A 14,658-nucleotide genomic window follows, 5' to 3' on the forward strand; every position below is an offset into this window, starting at 1 on the left:
AAACTGCTCCCTGGATGTCGGAACTGAATTCATCAGTCCAACTTCCAGGGAGCAGTTCACAGCATCCGCCCCCTTCTCGTGTGGTTGCACCGCCCTCGAACCGTGCCGGCGAGGGCCCCGATGCGCCGGAGCGGCGCGTCGGGGTCAGTCCGTGCCGGTGGCCGCGAGGTCCGGAGTGGCCGAGATGCCACCGCCGGTGTTCACGCCGACCGAGACCTTCTCACCGCGCGGAGCGTGCTCGAAGTGGAACTTGCCGTCGACGACGTCGACCTTCACGTGATCGCCGGCGTCGAGCTGACCGTGCAGGATGCGCTCGGAGAGCTGGTCCTCGATCTCGCGCTGCATGGCGCGACGCAGCGGACGCGCACCGAGCGTCGGGTCGAAGCCGATGTCGATGAGCTTGTCCTTCGCGGCATCCGACAGTTCGATCGTCATGTCGCGGTCGAGCAGACGGTCGCCCAGCTGCTTGGTGAACAGGCCCACGATCTGGCGGAGCTCGGACTTGTCCAGCTGCGGGAAGACGATCACGTCATCGAGACGGTTCAGGAACTCGGGCTTGAAGTGGCGCTTGAGCTCCTCGTCGACCTTGCCCTTCATCCGCTCGTAGGTGGTCTGCGAGTTGCCCTCGATCTGGAAGCCCACCGGCCCACCGGCGATCGCCGACGAACCGAGGTTCGTCGTCATGATGATCACGGTGTTCTTGAAGTCGACGATGCGTCCCTGACCGTCGGTCAGACGACCCTCCTCGAGGATCTGCAGCAGCGAGTTGAAGATATCGGGGTGCGCCTTCTCGATCTCGTCGAACAGGACGACCGAGAACGGCTTGCGCCGCACCTTCTCGGTGAGCTGACCGCCCTCTTCGAATCCAACGAACCCGGGAGGGGCGCCGAACAGACGCGAGACGGTGTGCTTCTCTCCGAACTCCGACATGTCGAGCGAGATGAGCGCGGCCTCGTCGTCGAACAGGAACTCGGCGAGGGCCTTGGCGAGCTCGGTCTTTCCCACACCGGTCGGGCCGGCGAAGATGAACGAGCCCGAGGGGCGCTTCGGGTCCTTCAGACCCGCACGCTGACGACGGATCGTGCGGGAGAGCGCCGCGATGGCCTCTTCCTGCCCGATGACGCGCTGGTGCAGCGCCCGCTCCATGAACACGAGGCGGCTGGACTCCTCCTCGGTCAGCTTGAAGACCGGGATGCCGGTGGCCTGTGCGAGCACCTCGGCGATCAGGCCCTCGTCGACGACAGCGGGGCCCGCGACCTCACCGGAACGCCACTGCTTCTCCAGGCGCAGCCGCTCGCCGAGCAGCTCCTTCTCCTGGTCGCGCAGCGCGGCCGCCTTCTCGAAGTCCTGCTCCTCGGATGCCGCTTCCTTGTCCTCGCGGACCTTCGCGATCTTCTCGTCGAACTCGCGCAGCTCCGGCGGGGAGGAGAGGATGCTGAGGCGCAGACGGGCGCCGGCCTCATCGATCAGATCGATCGCCTTGTCCGGCAGGAACCGGTCCGAGACGTAGCGGTCGGCGAGGTTCGCCGCAGCCACGAGCGCACCGTCGGTGATCTGCACCTTGTGGTGCGCCTCGTACCGATCGCGCAGGCCCTTGAGGATGTTGATGGTGTGCGGCAGTGTCGGCTCGTTCACCTGAACGGGCTGGAAGCGGCGCTCCAGCGCGGCATCCTTCTCGAAGTACTTGCGGTACTCGTCGAGGGTCGTCGCACCGATCGTCTGCAGTTCACCACGGGCGAGCAGCGGCTTCAGGATGCTGGCGGCGTCGATGGCGCCCTCGGCGGCGCCCGCACCGACGAGGGTGTGGATCTCATCGATGAAGACGATGATGTCGCCCCGGGTGCGGATCTCCTTGGTGACCTTCTTCAGACGCTCCTCGAAGTCACCGCGGTAGCGGGAACCGGCGATGAGCGAGCCGAGGTCGAGCGAGTAGAGCTGCTTGTCCTTGAGCGTCTCGGGCACGACGCCCTTGACGATCGCCTGGGCGAGGCCTTCGACGACGGCGGTCTTGCCGACGCCGGGCTCACCGATCAGGACCGGGTTGTTCTTGGAGCGGCGGGAGAGGATCTGCATGACCCGCTCCGCCTCCTTCTCGCGGCCGATGACGGGGTCGAGCTTGCCGTCGCGCGCGGCCTGGGTGAGGTTGCGACCGAACTGGTCGAGCACCTGCGAACCGCCCTGCGCCGAGGCGGGACCCTCGTTCGCCTGGGCGCCGACGGACGCCGTCTCACGCCCCGGGGTGCCCGAGAGCAGCTGGATGACCTGCTGGCGCACCTTGTTCAGGTCGGCGCCGAGCTTGACGAGCACCTGGGCTGCGACGCCCTCGCCCTCGCGGATCAGGCCCAGCAGGATGTGCTCGGTCCCGATGTAGTTGTGGCCGAGCTGCAGCGCTTCGCGCAGGCTCAGCTCGAGCACCTTCTTGGCACGCGGCGTGAAGGGGATGTGGCCGGTCGGCTGCTGCTGCCCCTGGCCGATGATGTCCTGCACCTGCTCGCGCACGGCGTCGAGCGAGATGCCGAGGCTCTCGAGCGCCTTTGCCGCGACGCCCTCGCCCTCGTGGATGAGGCCGAGCAGGATGTGCTCAGTGCCGATGTAGTTGTGATTGAGCATCTTCGCCTCTTCTTGGGCGAGGACGACCACTCGACGGGCTCGGTCCGTGAATCTCTCGAACATGCTGTGTCTTCCTTTCGCGCGGGGCGAAGCGGCGGTTGCGCCGTGTACATCGAGCGTAACGAGCGCGAGGTGCCCGATCGGCCGTGTTCGCCGTCGGCATAGCGCACTCCTGTCCCGGTCGTCGCGCGATCGCAGCGGGTTCAGACGCCCACCCCTTGACGCCCATATCGACAGTCGTTATGTTAACGAGAGTCGATAACAACGATAATCGTTAATACGGAGGCTGAACATGAACCGGCGGAACGGATACGCACTCTCTCGAGCCGATGGCTTCGGGCTCGGTCTCATCGCGACCGGCGCGGTGTCCATCGCTGCAGCGGCCGTCGTCGCCGTCGTCAAGGGGGCCTTCGACGTGTTCGGTGCAGATGCCGTGGTGCGCATGCCTCTCACCGGCGCCGAAGCCATGGACCTCGGCACGATCGACGGCATCCGCGGCGCCGAACCGGCCAGCGCCGACGTCGCCTTCGACGCGATCACGGGCACAGCCCGATGGATGCTGCTCCTGGAGGGTGCGCTGCCCGCGCTCGCCACCATCGGGGTGTGCGCCGTGGCATGGTGGCTCGGCGTCTCGCTGATCCGCGCACGGCCGTTCCGCACCACGATGTCGACGACGATCGGTGTCGCCGCCTGCCTCGTCGTGGCGGGCGGCCTGTTCGGGCAGCTGGCCGGGGCGATCGGTCGCGCCATGATCGTCGACTCACTGGCATCCGCCGATCCCGCCATCTACGAGACCTTCCCCGCGTTCCGGCTCGACCTCGATCTCGCACCGCTCGGCTGGGGCTTCGCGCTGGCGCTCATCGCCATGGCGTTCGCTGCAGGCAACCGCCTGCAGCGCGAGACGGAAGGACTGGTCTGATGGCCCGCGGCGATCGTCATCACGGAAGGGATGCCATGAAGTCTCAGGAGCGCTCGCTCAGCAAGGGCGACACCGGTGCGATGTGGCTGTTCATCGTGGCCGGAGTCGCGATCGCCGGGTGGACCGTCTGGCAGGCGGTCCTGCGCATCGCCGAGTTGTCGCTGGGTCGAGACGTGCGGGTGGCGGTGGAGTTCCTCGACGCGCCTGCCGAGGCGCGCCTGCCGAGCGGCGCGCTTCCCGTGCAGCTGGATCGCGCGTCGGTCACCGTCGATTCGCTGGGGATGATGGGCGCAGTCCCGGGAGTTCTCGGCCAACTGGCGTTCGCCCTCACGATCATCGCGGTCGTGACCTGCCTGATCCTGCTGAGCCGCAACATTCTGCGCGGGCGCGTGTTCGGCCGCGCGAACACGCGGATCGTGACGATCGGCGGAATGATCGGACTGCTCGGTGCGGCGGCGTCGCGCTTCTTCGACAACATGCTGGCGAATGCCGCGATGGCGCAGCTGACCGACGGCCCCACGGACACGGCGGTGATGTCGATCGAGCCGTTCACCTTCATCCTCGCCGCGTTCGCGCTCTCCGTGATCGGCACCGTGTTCGTCGTCGGTGCGCGGCTGCAGCGCGAGACGGAGGGGCTGGTATGAGTCCCGCGGATCCGGATGACGAGGCCACCGGCATCCACTGCCGGCTGGACGAGCTGCTCGTCGAGCGCGGGATGACGCTGACCGAGTTGAGCGCACGGGTCGGAGTCAGCATCGTGAACCTGTCGGTGCTGAAGAACGATCGGGCGCGGGCGATCCGGTACTCGACGCTGCGGGCGATCTGCGAGGCGCTGGACTGCGAGGTCGGCGACCTCCTGGTGCTGAGCGCCTCGGAGACGAACTGATGGGCGGCGCGCACGGGTTCGAGTACGACGCGCGCGCCGACGGCAGCGTCGCGATCTCTCACCACGGCCGCAGGGTGACGACGCTGCGGGGTGCGCGTGCCGCGGAGTTCCTTTCGGATGCGGAAGCCGACCCGCAGGGCGCGATGGCCCGTTGGACCGGGAACTACAAGCCCGGCAACGAACGCACCGCGAAGCAGCATCCGCGGAACCGGCAGTGACGTGCCGGTGATGAGTCCCGCAGCATCCGGGAGCGCCGCACGACGGCGGCGACGTTACGTCATCCTTCGTCATGTCAAGCCCGAAATACCGGTTCTCTCTTAACGTGGATTCTCGTGGCGCGCACCGTGCGCGCGAAGACATGGAGTCCCCGTGAGCAGCACATCCCGCGCCCAGAAGGCGCCAGACACCCGAGGACCGGTTCGCAAACTGCTGACCTCCTTCGGGTTCCAGATCCTCGTCGCCCTCGTACTCGGCATCGCCGTCGGCCTCATCGGCGTGTCCCTCGGCGCCAGCGGCACCAACCCGACGGTGCTGTCGGACACGCTGGACCGCATCGGCAGCTCGTACGTCACCCTGCTGCGCGCCGCCGTCGTGCCGCTGATCTTCACGGCGATCGTCGCCAGCATCTCGAACCTGCGTCGCGTGCAGAACGCCGCCCGCCTGGCCGGTCAGACGCTCCTCTGGTTCGCGATCACCGCGTTCATCTCGGTGATCATCGGCATCGTGCTGGGGCTGGTGATCCAGCCCGGCGCGAAGGCCGGCGACGGACTCGAGACCGGCGCCCCGTACACGGTCGGCACCTGGTGGAACTTCCTCCTGGGCCTCATCCCGCAGAACTTCCTCGGACTCACCGTCAACAGCTCGTTCGACGCCGACGCGCAGATCGTCACGTCGGGTGTGGGCTTCAACATCCTCCAGGTGATCGTGGTCGCCGCGGTCGTCGGCATCGCCGCCCTCAAGGCCGGCAAGAAGGCGGAGCCCTTCCTGGTGTTCACCGAGTCGCTGCTGAAGATCATCCAGCGCGTGCTGTGGTGGATCATCCGCATCGCCCCGATCGGCACCTTCGGCCTCATCGGCTCCGCCGTCATCAAGTACGGCTGGGACAAGCTGACCTCGCTCGCCTGGTTCGCGGGCGCCATCTACATCGGTCTCGCGCTGGTGCTCTTCGTGGTCTACCCGATCCTCGTGCGCACCCACGGCCTGTCGGTCAAGCAGTACTTCTCCGGCGCATGGCCCGCGATCCAGCTGGCGTTCGTCAGCCGGTCGTCGATCGGCACCCTGCCGCTCACGGAGCGCGTGACCGAGCGCAACCTCGGCGTGCCCGGTGGCTACGCCTCCTTCGCCGTGCCGCTGGGCGCGACCACCAAGATGGACGGCTGCGCCGCGATCTACCCGGCCATCGCCGCGATCTTCGTCGCGCAGTTCTTCGGCATCGAGCTGAGCCTCGTGCAGTACCTGCTGATCGTCATCGTGTCGGTCGTCGGTTCGGCCGCCACCGCCGGCACCACCGGCGCGATCGTCATGCTCACCCTGACGCTGTCGACCCTGGGCCTGCCCCTCGAGGGTGTCGGTCTGCTCCTCGCCATCGACCCCATCCTGGACATGGGACGCACCGCGCTCAACGTCGCGGGCCAGGCGCTGGTCCCGACCATCGTCGCCAAGCGCGAGGGCATCCTCGACGAGGAGCTCTACAACGCTCCCCGCAACGGCCTGCCGTTCGCAGAGGACCTGGACGACGCGGATGCCGCCGCCCCGGAGTCCGGCAAGGAGCCTGCAGCCATCCGCTGACAGCACCCGTGCGCGAGAGCGCCTCGCCCCCCACCCGGGGGCGGGGCGCTCTCGACGTCAGGGGCGACGTGTCACCCTCAGGGGCGCGACTGGCTCCGCGTCGCAGCACGGGTGTCCAGCGCCAGCTCCTCGGCATCGATGGCCGTGATCAGCTCGTGCATGACCTCCTCGCTGAGGTTGCCCGCGTCACGCTCCTCCAGCAGCAGCTGGCGGCGCACGGCCAACCACCCCTTCGAGATCTCCACGAACTGCTCATACGTCAGCCGCGGCTGTGCATCCAGCTGCGTGGTCTCGGCATCCGCCTCCGTCCGCACCAGTCGGCGGGCGTACGAGTCGAACGCTGCCAGTTGCCCCTCGCCGTGCGCCTGCGCCCACTTGCGCCGCACCTCACGCAGGTACGCCTTGCCCGCCTCCCGGCTCCGCTCGCGCACGGCCGCCAGCTGCACCGCATCCTCACGGGCCTCGGTGTCGTCGACGATGTCGAGACGCCTGATCAGCCACGGCAGCGTCAGCCCCTGCAGCAGCAGCGTGCCCACCGTCACCACGAACGCGGTCACCACGATCGCGTGAGCGGCCTCGCTGTCCAGCCCGGCGAGGTCGGCTGCCGCCAGCGCCGTCGCCAGGGTGACCACGCCGCGCATACCCGCCCACGAGATCACGGCGTTGTCGCGCCAGGACAGCGTGGTCTCGACGAGCCGCATGCGCAACTGCTGCTCGGTGAGCGGCTCGCGTCCTCGCCGCGACACGTCGACCGGTGCCTGGCCGTGCGTGCGCTTCATCGCCTCCCATCGCCGCAGGCGCACCTTCGTCCACCACTGCCCCCACGCGTGGGCGGGGTACACGAACAGCGGCCGCACGACGAGCACGACCAGCAGCACCACCGCCGATAGGCCGATCACCGGCCACACATCACCGTCATTGAGGTCGGCGACGACACGCGGCAGCTGCAGCCCGATGTACGCGAACACGAAGGCCTCGAGCAGGAAGTCGGCCGACAGCCACAGCGGCGCCTCCTGCTGCCGGGTCGTGTAGCTGGTGCGCGGGGCGTTGAATCCGACGAACAGCCCCATCGCGACCACCGCGATCACGCCCGAACCGCTCAGCTGCTCGGCGATCGCATAAGCGCCGAACGGCGCGAGCAGGCCGACCGTCCCATTGATGACGGTGTCCTGGCTGCGCATCCGCAGCTGGTGCATGCCGGCGCCGAACAGCACCCCGACGACCACGCCGACCACCACGGCGAGCACGAACTGCCCGATCGTCGCCCAGGCGTTGAATGTCGCGGCACCCGCGACCACGGCGGCCAGCACCCGGTACAGCGTCAGGGACGTGGCGTCGTTGATCAGGCTCTCCCCCGACAGCACGGTCATCACACGCCGAGGCAGACCGAGTCTGCGTCCTATGGCGGCCGCGGACACGGCATCCGGCGGCGCGACGATCGCCCCCAGCAGCAGCGCGCCGGGCAGGGTGAGCGCCGGGAACAGCCACCAGGCGATCAACCCGACCGCGACCGTCGTGACGACGACGAGTCCGATCCCGAGCCGGCGGATCTGCGGCATCGCGCGGGTGAAGCTGATGAACGACACATCCAGCGCTGCGGAGTACAGCAGCGGCGGCAGCACGATGTTCAGCAGCACGTGCCCGTCCATGGCCGGGTTGGGCACGAACGGCAGGAAGGATGCCGCGAGCGCGACCACCGTCACGAGGAGCGGGGCGGGCCATCCCTTCCATCGGGCGATCGCGGCGACGGCGACCGCGCAGACGACGACGAAGAAGATGCTGGCGTCCATTCGGAAATGCTACTGCCGGCATCCGGCGGGAAAACGGATGCCGTTCCGCCGCGGCCGAGATGAACGACGCGGGTCCGGATGCTCCGCGCGAGCGTGCCCGCGCACGCGGCAGGAGCCGATCCGCGCCCACGCGGCAGGCGGGCCTGCACGCGCCTGCGGCCGGCGTCGACCCGAAGGCCGGCCGCCGGCCGCATCCGTCCACCACCCCGCCATCGCGTCCCCACGGATGGCGGTCATGTCCCGATCAGGATTGGCCGTGCTGCGCCCTCGACCTGCGCGACAGCGAGTCGATGATCACCGCGAGCAGCAGCACTCCCCCGGTGACCATGAACTGCACATCCGAGTCCAGGCTCAGCAGCGTCAGCCCGTTGAAGATCGACTGGATCACCACGATCCCCAGCAGCGCAGACCACGCCGATCCCCGGCCGCCGAACAGGCTGGTTCCCCCGATCACAGCCGCGGCGATGGCCACCAGGTTGGTGGTTCCGCCGCCGGTGGAGATGCTCGCCGCCGTGAGGCGCGCCGCGAGCATCAGACCGCCCAGCGTCGCCAGCACCGTGCCGACCATGAGCGCCGAGATGTAGATCGCGCGCACGTTGATGCCCGCGCGACGCGCCGCCTCCTCGTTCCCGCCGACCGCATAGATCCACCGCCCCCAGCGGGTGCGCGTCAGCAGCAGAGCCATGACGGCGACCAGGACGATGAAGAGCAGGAACGACACCGCGACACCACGGTTCGTCGCCAGCCACGCGATCGCGACGAAGGCCACGATCGCGATGACGACCGCCTTGATCACGATGAGCGAGGTGGGTCCGGTGGAGAGCCCCGCCCTCGTGCGGCGCCGGGCCTTCGCGACGTCGTTGAGGACGATCGCGAGGACGATGACCCCGGCGACCGTGTATGCGAGCCACGGCGGCAGGAACCAGTTCGTCGAGAACTGCACGATCCAGGAGTTGTACGGCAGGTTGATCGTCCCTGTCGGTCCCAGCACCCACAGCTGCAGGCCGAGGAAACCCATCAGCCCGGCCAGCGTCACCACGAACGTGGGGACCCCGAACCGTGTGAACAGGAACCCGTAGAGGTAGCCGATCACCGCGCCGACGGCCAGTGCGACGACGATGGACAGCCAGATCGGCCACTGCCAGCTGATGAAGGTCACGCCCAGGATCGCGGAGGACAGACCCGCGAGCGACCCGATGGACAGATCGATCTGAGCGACCAGGAGCACGACGACCACGCCGAGTGCGAGCACACCGAGCGCTGCGCACTGCAGCGTCAGGTCGACGAGGTTCGTCGCCGAGAGGAAGCGCGGGTTGAGGATCTGGAAGACGATCCAGATCACGATGAGCCCCAGGAACACCGGCAGCGAGCCGAGATCGCCGGTGCGCACGCGCACACCGAACCCGCTGACCACGCCGCGCAGGCCCTCGCCGCGCATCACCCGTTCGTCCTGCAGATCGGTCGCGATCGTGGTCGGCGCGGAGTTGTCCTTCGTCTGCTCGCTCATTGTGCGTCCTCTTCGCTCGACTGCGCGGCACTGCGGCTGCTGACGGGGTTGTCGGTGGCGCCGGTGATGGCGGCGACGATGTCCTCGTAGCTGACATCGGCGGTGCGGAACACGCCGTTGTTGCGGCCGAGCCTGAGCACCACCACACGGTCGGCGACAGCCTGCACGTCGGCCATGTTGTGGCTGATGAGGATGACGCCGAGCCCCCGCTCCCGCAGACGCTCGATGAGATTGAGCACCTCCGCGGTCTGGGCGACGCCGAGCGCTGCGGTGGGCTCGTCCAGGATCACCACGCGCGGCTCGCCGATCAGCGACCGCGCGATGGCGACCGTCTGCCGCTGGCCTCCGGAGAGGGAGGCGACGGCGATGCGCACCGAGGGGATCTTGGCCGAGAGCTGGCGCAGCAGCGCCCAGGCCTGCTCTTCCATGAGCTCCTCGTCGACGAGGAAGCCACCGCGCTCGCGCCCGAGGAACAGATTGGCGACGACGTCGAGGTTGTCGCACAGGGCGAGGTCCTGGAACACCGTGGCGATGCCCAGCTCCCGGGATTCGGTGGGAGACGGGATGGACACCTGCGAGCCGTTGAACGTGATCACCCCGCTGTCGGCGGGGTGCACGCCGGCGAGGATCTTCACCAGCGTCGACTTGCCTGCGCCGTTGTCGCCGACGAGGGCGACGACCTCCCCGGCGTAGACGTCGAGATCGATGTCGGTCAGCGCTCTGACGGCGCCGAAGCCCTTGGAGATGCCTCGGATGGACAGGACGGGCTCACGCACCGCTGCGTACTGCTCATCGAGGTCGGATGCTAAAGCCACTGCGGCTCCTTCGCTGTGCGGCCGCGGTGCCGGCGGACCGCCGGCACCGCGGGGTGATCACTTGAGACCGTGCGTGGCGCACGCGTCCGCGTACGCTGCGGTGCAGATCTGGTCGATCGTGTACAGGCCGTCGGCGACGACCGTGTCCTTGATGTTGTCGACGGTCACGGCGACCGGCTTCAGCAGGAACGACGGGACGGCATCGCCACTGGCGGTGTCCGCCGTGGTGTCCGCCTTGGGCGACTCCCCCTGGGCCAGTGCGACAGCCAGCTCGGCCGCCTTGTACGCCTCCGGCTTGAACGCCTTGTACACGGTCATGAACTGGTCGCCCGCGAGGATCCGCTGGATGCCGGACAGCGAGGCGTCCTGCCCCGTGACCGGAGGAAGCGGTGTGATGCCGCCGGCCTTCAGCGCCGCGATGGCGCCGCCGGCGGTGTCGTCGTTCGCGTCGTAAACCCCGGTGATCTTGTCACCGAACTTGGTCACCTGACCGGACACCCAGTCCTGTGCCTTCGGCGGCTCCCATCCGGGTGTGTCGTACTCGGAGAGCACGGTCAGTCCGGAGGCGTCGATGACGCTGTGCGCGCCCTTCTTGAACTGCGCGGCGTTCGGGTCGGTGGGCGAGCCGTTGACCATGATGATGCCGGAGTCCTCGGGCAGGCCGAGCTCCTTCATCTGATCGACGAGGGCCTGCGCCTGCAGCTCTCCGACCTTCTCGTTGTCGAACGACACGTAGTAGGAGACGTCGGCGCTGTCGATGAGACGGTCGTAGGAGATGACCGGGACGTTCTTGGACTTGGCCTGGTTCACGACGGCGGCTGCGGCCTTGCCGTCGAACGGGTCCAGGACCAGCACGTCGACGCCCTGGGTGAGCATCGACTCGGCCTGCTGCTGCTGCTTCGCCGCGTCGCCGTCGGCGTTGGCGAAGAGGACCTTGCAGTCCGCGCACAGTTCCTTCACGCGCTCTTCGAAGTACGGCTTGTCGGCGCTGGCATAGCGCTCGGTGACGTTGTCGGGAAGCAGCAGGCCGATCGTCGCGGCACCGTCCTTGCCCGAATCGGCCGGTTCCTCCCCAGACGACGTGCCGTTGGCACATGCGCTGAGCATGCCCACGGAAAGGGCGAGCGCGGCGCCGACCGCCAGCGTCCGCTTGGTCATGTTCTTCATCGAAACCTCCATAGCTGTGCCGACCACCTTGGCGACGTCCTGAGTGTGTCAGGCTTCACGCATTGACGTCAAGACTTGAACTCAATCCGTTACAACGGTCACTCGCGCACGTTCGTCTCGTCGATCGCACGCACGGCCGCGCCTCGTGCGGAGGCGGCAGGACCGAGCTGTCCCTGCACGACATCGGGCACGGCATCCCCTTCGACGATCACGGTGTTCTCCATCGCCAGGCGGATGGGCCCGAGCAGCAGCTCACCCGCCCGTGCGAGATCCCCGCCGACGATGATCCGCTCCGGGTCGAAGAGGTTGCACAGATTCCCGGCGGCCAGTCCGATGTGCCGTCCGGCCTCGGCCAGTGCACGGATGCAGTCCCCGTCGTTGGCCATCGCGCGCACGACGACATCGCTGACCTTCGTGATGCCGCCGGCGTCGCCCAGACGCTCCAGGATCGCCGGGCCGCCGGCGATCGCCTCCAGGCAGCCGCGGTTGCCGCATCGGCAGAGCGGACCGTCCTCGATGATCACCGTGTGCCCGAGCTCCCCCGCCGTGCCGTTGTGGCCGCGGAGCACCCTGCCGTCGAGCACCAGGCCAGAGCCGACGCCCTCGCCGACATCCAGGTAGACGATGTTCCGTCTTCCCCTGCCCGCCCCCAGCCTGGCCTCGGCGAGCGCCGCGAGGTTGGAGGCGTTGTCGAGGAACACGGGCTGACGCAGCCTCCGATGCACGACCTCCACGATGTCCACACCGGTCCAGCCGCGAAGGATGCCGCGCCCCGCGACTCGCCCGGATGCGCGGTCGATCGGTGCGGAGACGGCGATGCCCACCCCGCGCAGCTCGTCCATCCCGGACTCCAGATTGCCCAGGATGTCCGAGAGCAGCAGCGATGCGCGATCGAGCTCGTTGTCCGCGCGATGATCTCGGGCGAGCGGCATGTGGTTCTCGCCCAGCACCGTGCCGTTCACGTCGGCCACCAGCACCCGCAGGTGGCGGGCCGCGACATGGATTCCGGCGACCAGCCCCACCGCACGGGCGAACGAGACGAGCGTGGCCCTGCGGCCGCTGCGGATGCTGGGAGTGGTGCGCAGGATGCCCGCGGCCGCAAGCTCCTTGACGATGTTCGAGACGGATGCGGCGGACAGCCCGGTCACGGCGACCAGTTCCACCTGCGTCAGGCTGCCCTGCTTCTTGATCGCAGCGGTCACACGACGCCGGTTGGCTTCACGCAGTGAAGCCTGAGACCCGGGAGGACGCCGATGTGATGCCACGACGACACACTACCGGGGAGCAGGGCGAGCGCGCGATCACCGAGTGTCGTCGGCGAGCAGGCGGCTCACCTCGTCATCCGTCGTCTGGCGGAAGTCGATGTAGTGCATCCCGACCGCCATGAAGTCGGAGGGCGCACAGAGGCAGACGATCTCGTCCGCATCGTCCAGCCCGGCGAGCGCATCCGGCGCGGCGACCGGCACGGCCACGATCACCCGGCTCGCACCCCGGGCACGGACGACGGCGCACGCCGCGCGCATCGTGGCACCGGTGGCGATCCCGTCATCGACGATGATCGCGACCCGGCCGGCGATCGGCTCCGGCGACCGCCCCGGGCGCAGTGCCCTCAGCCTGCTCTCCACCTCGTCACGCGACCGACGCTCGGCGGCGGCGAGCTCCTCCTCGCCCACGCCGACGGCCATGATGACATCCGGGTTGCGCACCACCGCGCCCTCCTCACCGACCGCGGCCATCGCGAGCTCGGGGTGCCCGGGCGCGCCGACCTTGCGCACGACGATCACGTCCAGCGGGGCGTTCAGGCCGCGGGCGACCTCGGCCGCGACGGGCACACCGCCGCGAGGAAGGCCGAGCACGACAGCATCATCGTGCGTGCGATGCATCAGGCTCCTCGCCAGCTCGCGCCCTGCGTCGATCCGGTCCTCGAAGTTCCACATGAGATCACCCGACTCCCGGCCTACGCCGCGCGACCGCGCCGGTCAAGCCCCTGGAGGAATGCCAGGGACACCGGTGCGGTTGCCTCTCTTGATGACTGCTCCGATCCTCTCCGTCCTCGATCTCGTCCCCGTGCGCACGGGCCAGACCAGCGCCCAGGCTGTGACCTCGTCCATGGCCCTCGCGCAGCGTGCCGATCAGCTCGGTTTCCGTCGCTACTGGTTCGCCGAGCACCACAACATGCCGTCCGTGGCATCGACGTCTCCGCCGGTGCTCATCGCCGCCGCTGCGGCGCGCACCACGCGCATCCGCGTCGGATCGGGTGGGGTGATGCTGCCCAACCACGCTCCGCTGATCGTCGCCGAGCAGTTCGCCGCTCTCGAGGCGCTCGCCCCGGGACGCATCGATCTGGGCATCGGCCGGGCACCGGGCAGCGACCCCGTCATCACTCAGCTGCTGCGCCAGTCCGGCACGGCCGGCGACGTGGAGCGGTTCCCCTCGCACGTGCAGGACATCGGGCTGATGCTGGGGTCCGAGGGTGCGGCGGTGAAGTTCACGACCGGACGCGAGTACGCGGTGCGCTCGACACCCGCGGCATCCGGTGCGCCTGAGATCTGGTTGCTGGGCTCCAGCGACTACTCCGCCCAGCTCGCGGCATCCCTGGGACTGCCCTACGTCTTCGCGAACCACTTCGCCGGTCAGGGTCTGGAGCGGGCGCTCGACCTGTATCGGTCGGCGTTCCAGCCCAGCGAGTCGCTCGCCGAACCGCGCACGTTCCTCACCGCGAATGTGGTCGTCTCCCCCACGAGCGACGAAGCGGAAGCGCGGGCCCTGCCCCAGCTGCGGATGATGGCCCGGCTGCGCAGGAATCTGCCGCTGGTCGCTCTCGAGACGGTGGAGCAGGCGCAGCAGGGCCTCGCCGACGCAGCGGACGCCGCGGAGCAGACGATCATCGACGGCGCCAGGGCGAACTGGCTGGTCGGCGATCCGGAGACGGTGCGCGGGCAGCTCGCATCCTTCGCCTCGCAGCACGGAGTCGACGAGATCATGATCTCGCCCGTCGCCGGCTCGTACGCATCCGAGCCCCTGGACTCGGCTTCCGGCCGGGCCCAGACCCTGGAGCTGCTGGTCTGATCCGCGTGCGGATGGAAGACGCGGGTCCGTGGGCCCGGTAGCCCGCCTTTTCCATCTGCGACACAGCCCGCGGATGACAGCGCGTCACCGGAAACCTCCTGCACAGT

At 68.6% G+C, this 14,658-nt stretch carries 13 protein-coding genes; 6 read left to right on the forward strand and 7 right to left on the reverse strand.

Annotated elements, in window-relative coordinates; translation table 11 throughout:
* Positions 1–144: 144 nt before the first annotated feature.
* Positions 145–2,673, reverse strand: a complete 2,529-nt coding sequence (locus tag ACFQY2_RS00005; RefSeq protein WP_378743528.1) for an ATP-dependent Clp protease ATP-binding subunit — start codon at positions 2,671–2,673, stop codon at positions 145–147.
* 229 nt (positions 2,674–2,902) lie between these two features.
* On the opposite strand from ACFQY2_RS00005, the gene ACFQY2_RS00010 reads away from it, so the two are divergent.
* The 5 genes from ACFQY2_RS00010 to ACFQY2_RS00030 all read left to right on the forward strand — a co-directional run bounded on the left by ACFQY2_RS00010 (position 2,903) and on the right by ACFQY2_RS00030 (position 6,203).
* Positions 2,903–3,529 (forward strand): hypothetical protein, encoded by a 627-nt coding sequence (locus ACFQY2_RS00010; RefSeq protein WP_378743529.1) that lies wholly within the window; start codon positions 2,903–2,905, stop codon positions 3,527–3,529.
* A 35-nt stretch (positions 3,530–3,564) separates the two neighbouring features.
* A complete protein-coding gene (locus ACFQY2_RS00015; RefSeq protein WP_378743530.1) occupies positions 3,565–4,173 on the forward strand; it encodes a DUF2975 domain-containing protein in 609 nt (202 codons plus the stop codon).
* Positions 4,170–4,415: a helix-turn-helix domain-containing protein gene (locus ACFQY2_RS00020; RefSeq protein ID WP_378743531.1), complete on the forward strand. Its 246-nt coding sequence runs from the start codon at positions 4,170–4,172 to the stop codon at positions 4,413–4,415. Before ACFQY2_RS00015 ends, ACFQY2_RS00020 begins: the two co-directional genes overlap by 4 nt.
* A complete protein-coding gene (locus ACFQY2_RS00025) occupies positions 4,415–4,633 on the forward strand; it encodes a hypothetical protein (protein WP_378743532.1) in 219 nt (72 codons plus the stop codon). Before ACFQY2_RS00020 ends, ACFQY2_RS00025 begins: the two co-directional genes overlap by 1 nt.
* Positions 4,634–4,784: 151 nt before the next feature.
* The gene (locus ACFQY2_RS00030; RefSeq protein ID WP_378743533.1) at positions 4,785–6,203 is read left to right on the forward strand and encodes a dicarboxylate/amino acid:cation symporter; all 1,419 of its coding nucleotides are present in this window, start codon (positions 4,785–4,787) and stop codon (positions 6,201–6,203) included.
* A 77-nt stretch (positions 6,204–6,280) separates the two neighbouring features.
* Here the strand turns inward: ACFQY2_RS00030 and ACFQY2_RS00035 are convergent, their stop codons facing one another.
* The 6 genes from ACFQY2_RS00035 to ACFQY2_RS00060 all read right to left on the reverse strand — a co-directional run bounded on the left by ACFQY2_RS00035 (position 6,281) and on the right by ACFQY2_RS00060 (position 13,419).
* Entirely contained in the window at positions 6,281–7,993 is a 1,713-nt protein-coding gene (locus ACFQY2_RS00035; RefSeq protein WP_378743534.1) for a cation:proton antiporter, read from the reverse strand.
* A gap of 244 nt (positions 7,994–8,237) precedes the next feature.
* Positions 8,238–9,500, reverse strand: a complete 1,263-nt coding sequence (locus ACFQY2_RS00040) for a sugar ABC transporter permease (RefSeq protein ID WP_378743535.1) — start codon at positions 9,498–9,500, stop codon at positions 8,238–8,240.
* A complete protein-coding gene (locus ACFQY2_RS00045) occupies positions 9,497–10,315 on the reverse strand; it encodes an ATP-binding cassette domain-containing protein (RefSeq protein WP_378743537.1) in 819 nt (272 codons plus the stop codon). The genes ACFQY2_RS00040 and ACFQY2_RS00045 overlap by 4 nt, the downstream gene beginning before the upstream one ends.
* 57 nt (positions 10,316–10,372) lie before the next feature.
* Entirely contained in the window at positions 10,373–11,482 is a 1,110-nt protein-coding gene (locus tag ACFQY2_RS00050) for a sugar ABC transporter substrate-binding protein (protein ID WP_378743538.1), read from the reverse strand.
* A 98-nt stretch (positions 11,483–11,580) separates the two neighbouring features.
* Positions 11,581–12,684, reverse strand: a complete 1,104-nt coding sequence (locus ACFQY2_RS00055) for an ROK family transcriptional regulator (protein WP_378743539.1) — start codon at positions 12,682–12,684, stop codon at positions 11,581–11,583.
* 99 nt (positions 12,685–12,783) lie between these two features.
* Positions 12,784–13,419 (reverse strand): phosphoribosyltransferase, encoded by a 636-nt coding sequence (locus ACFQY2_RS00060; protein WP_378743540.1) that lies wholly within the window; start codon positions 13,417–13,419, stop codon positions 12,784–12,786.
* A gap of 91 nt (positions 13,420–13,510) precedes the next feature.
* On the opposite strand from ACFQY2_RS00060, the gene ACFQY2_RS00065 reads away from it, so the two are divergent.
* Positions 13,511–14,551, forward strand: a complete 1,041-nt coding sequence (locus ACFQY2_RS00065; protein ID WP_378743541.1) for an LLM class flavin-dependent oxidoreductase — start codon at positions 13,511–13,513, stop codon at positions 14,549–14,551.
* Positions 14,552–14,658 lie beyond the last annotated feature (107 nt).

Origin of the sequence: Microbacterium sp. GCM10027623 (assembly GCF_042666935.1) — a bacterium.
Classification (GTDB): domain Bacteria; phylum Actinomycetota; class Actinomycetes; order Actinomycetales; family Microbacteriaceae; genus Microbacterium.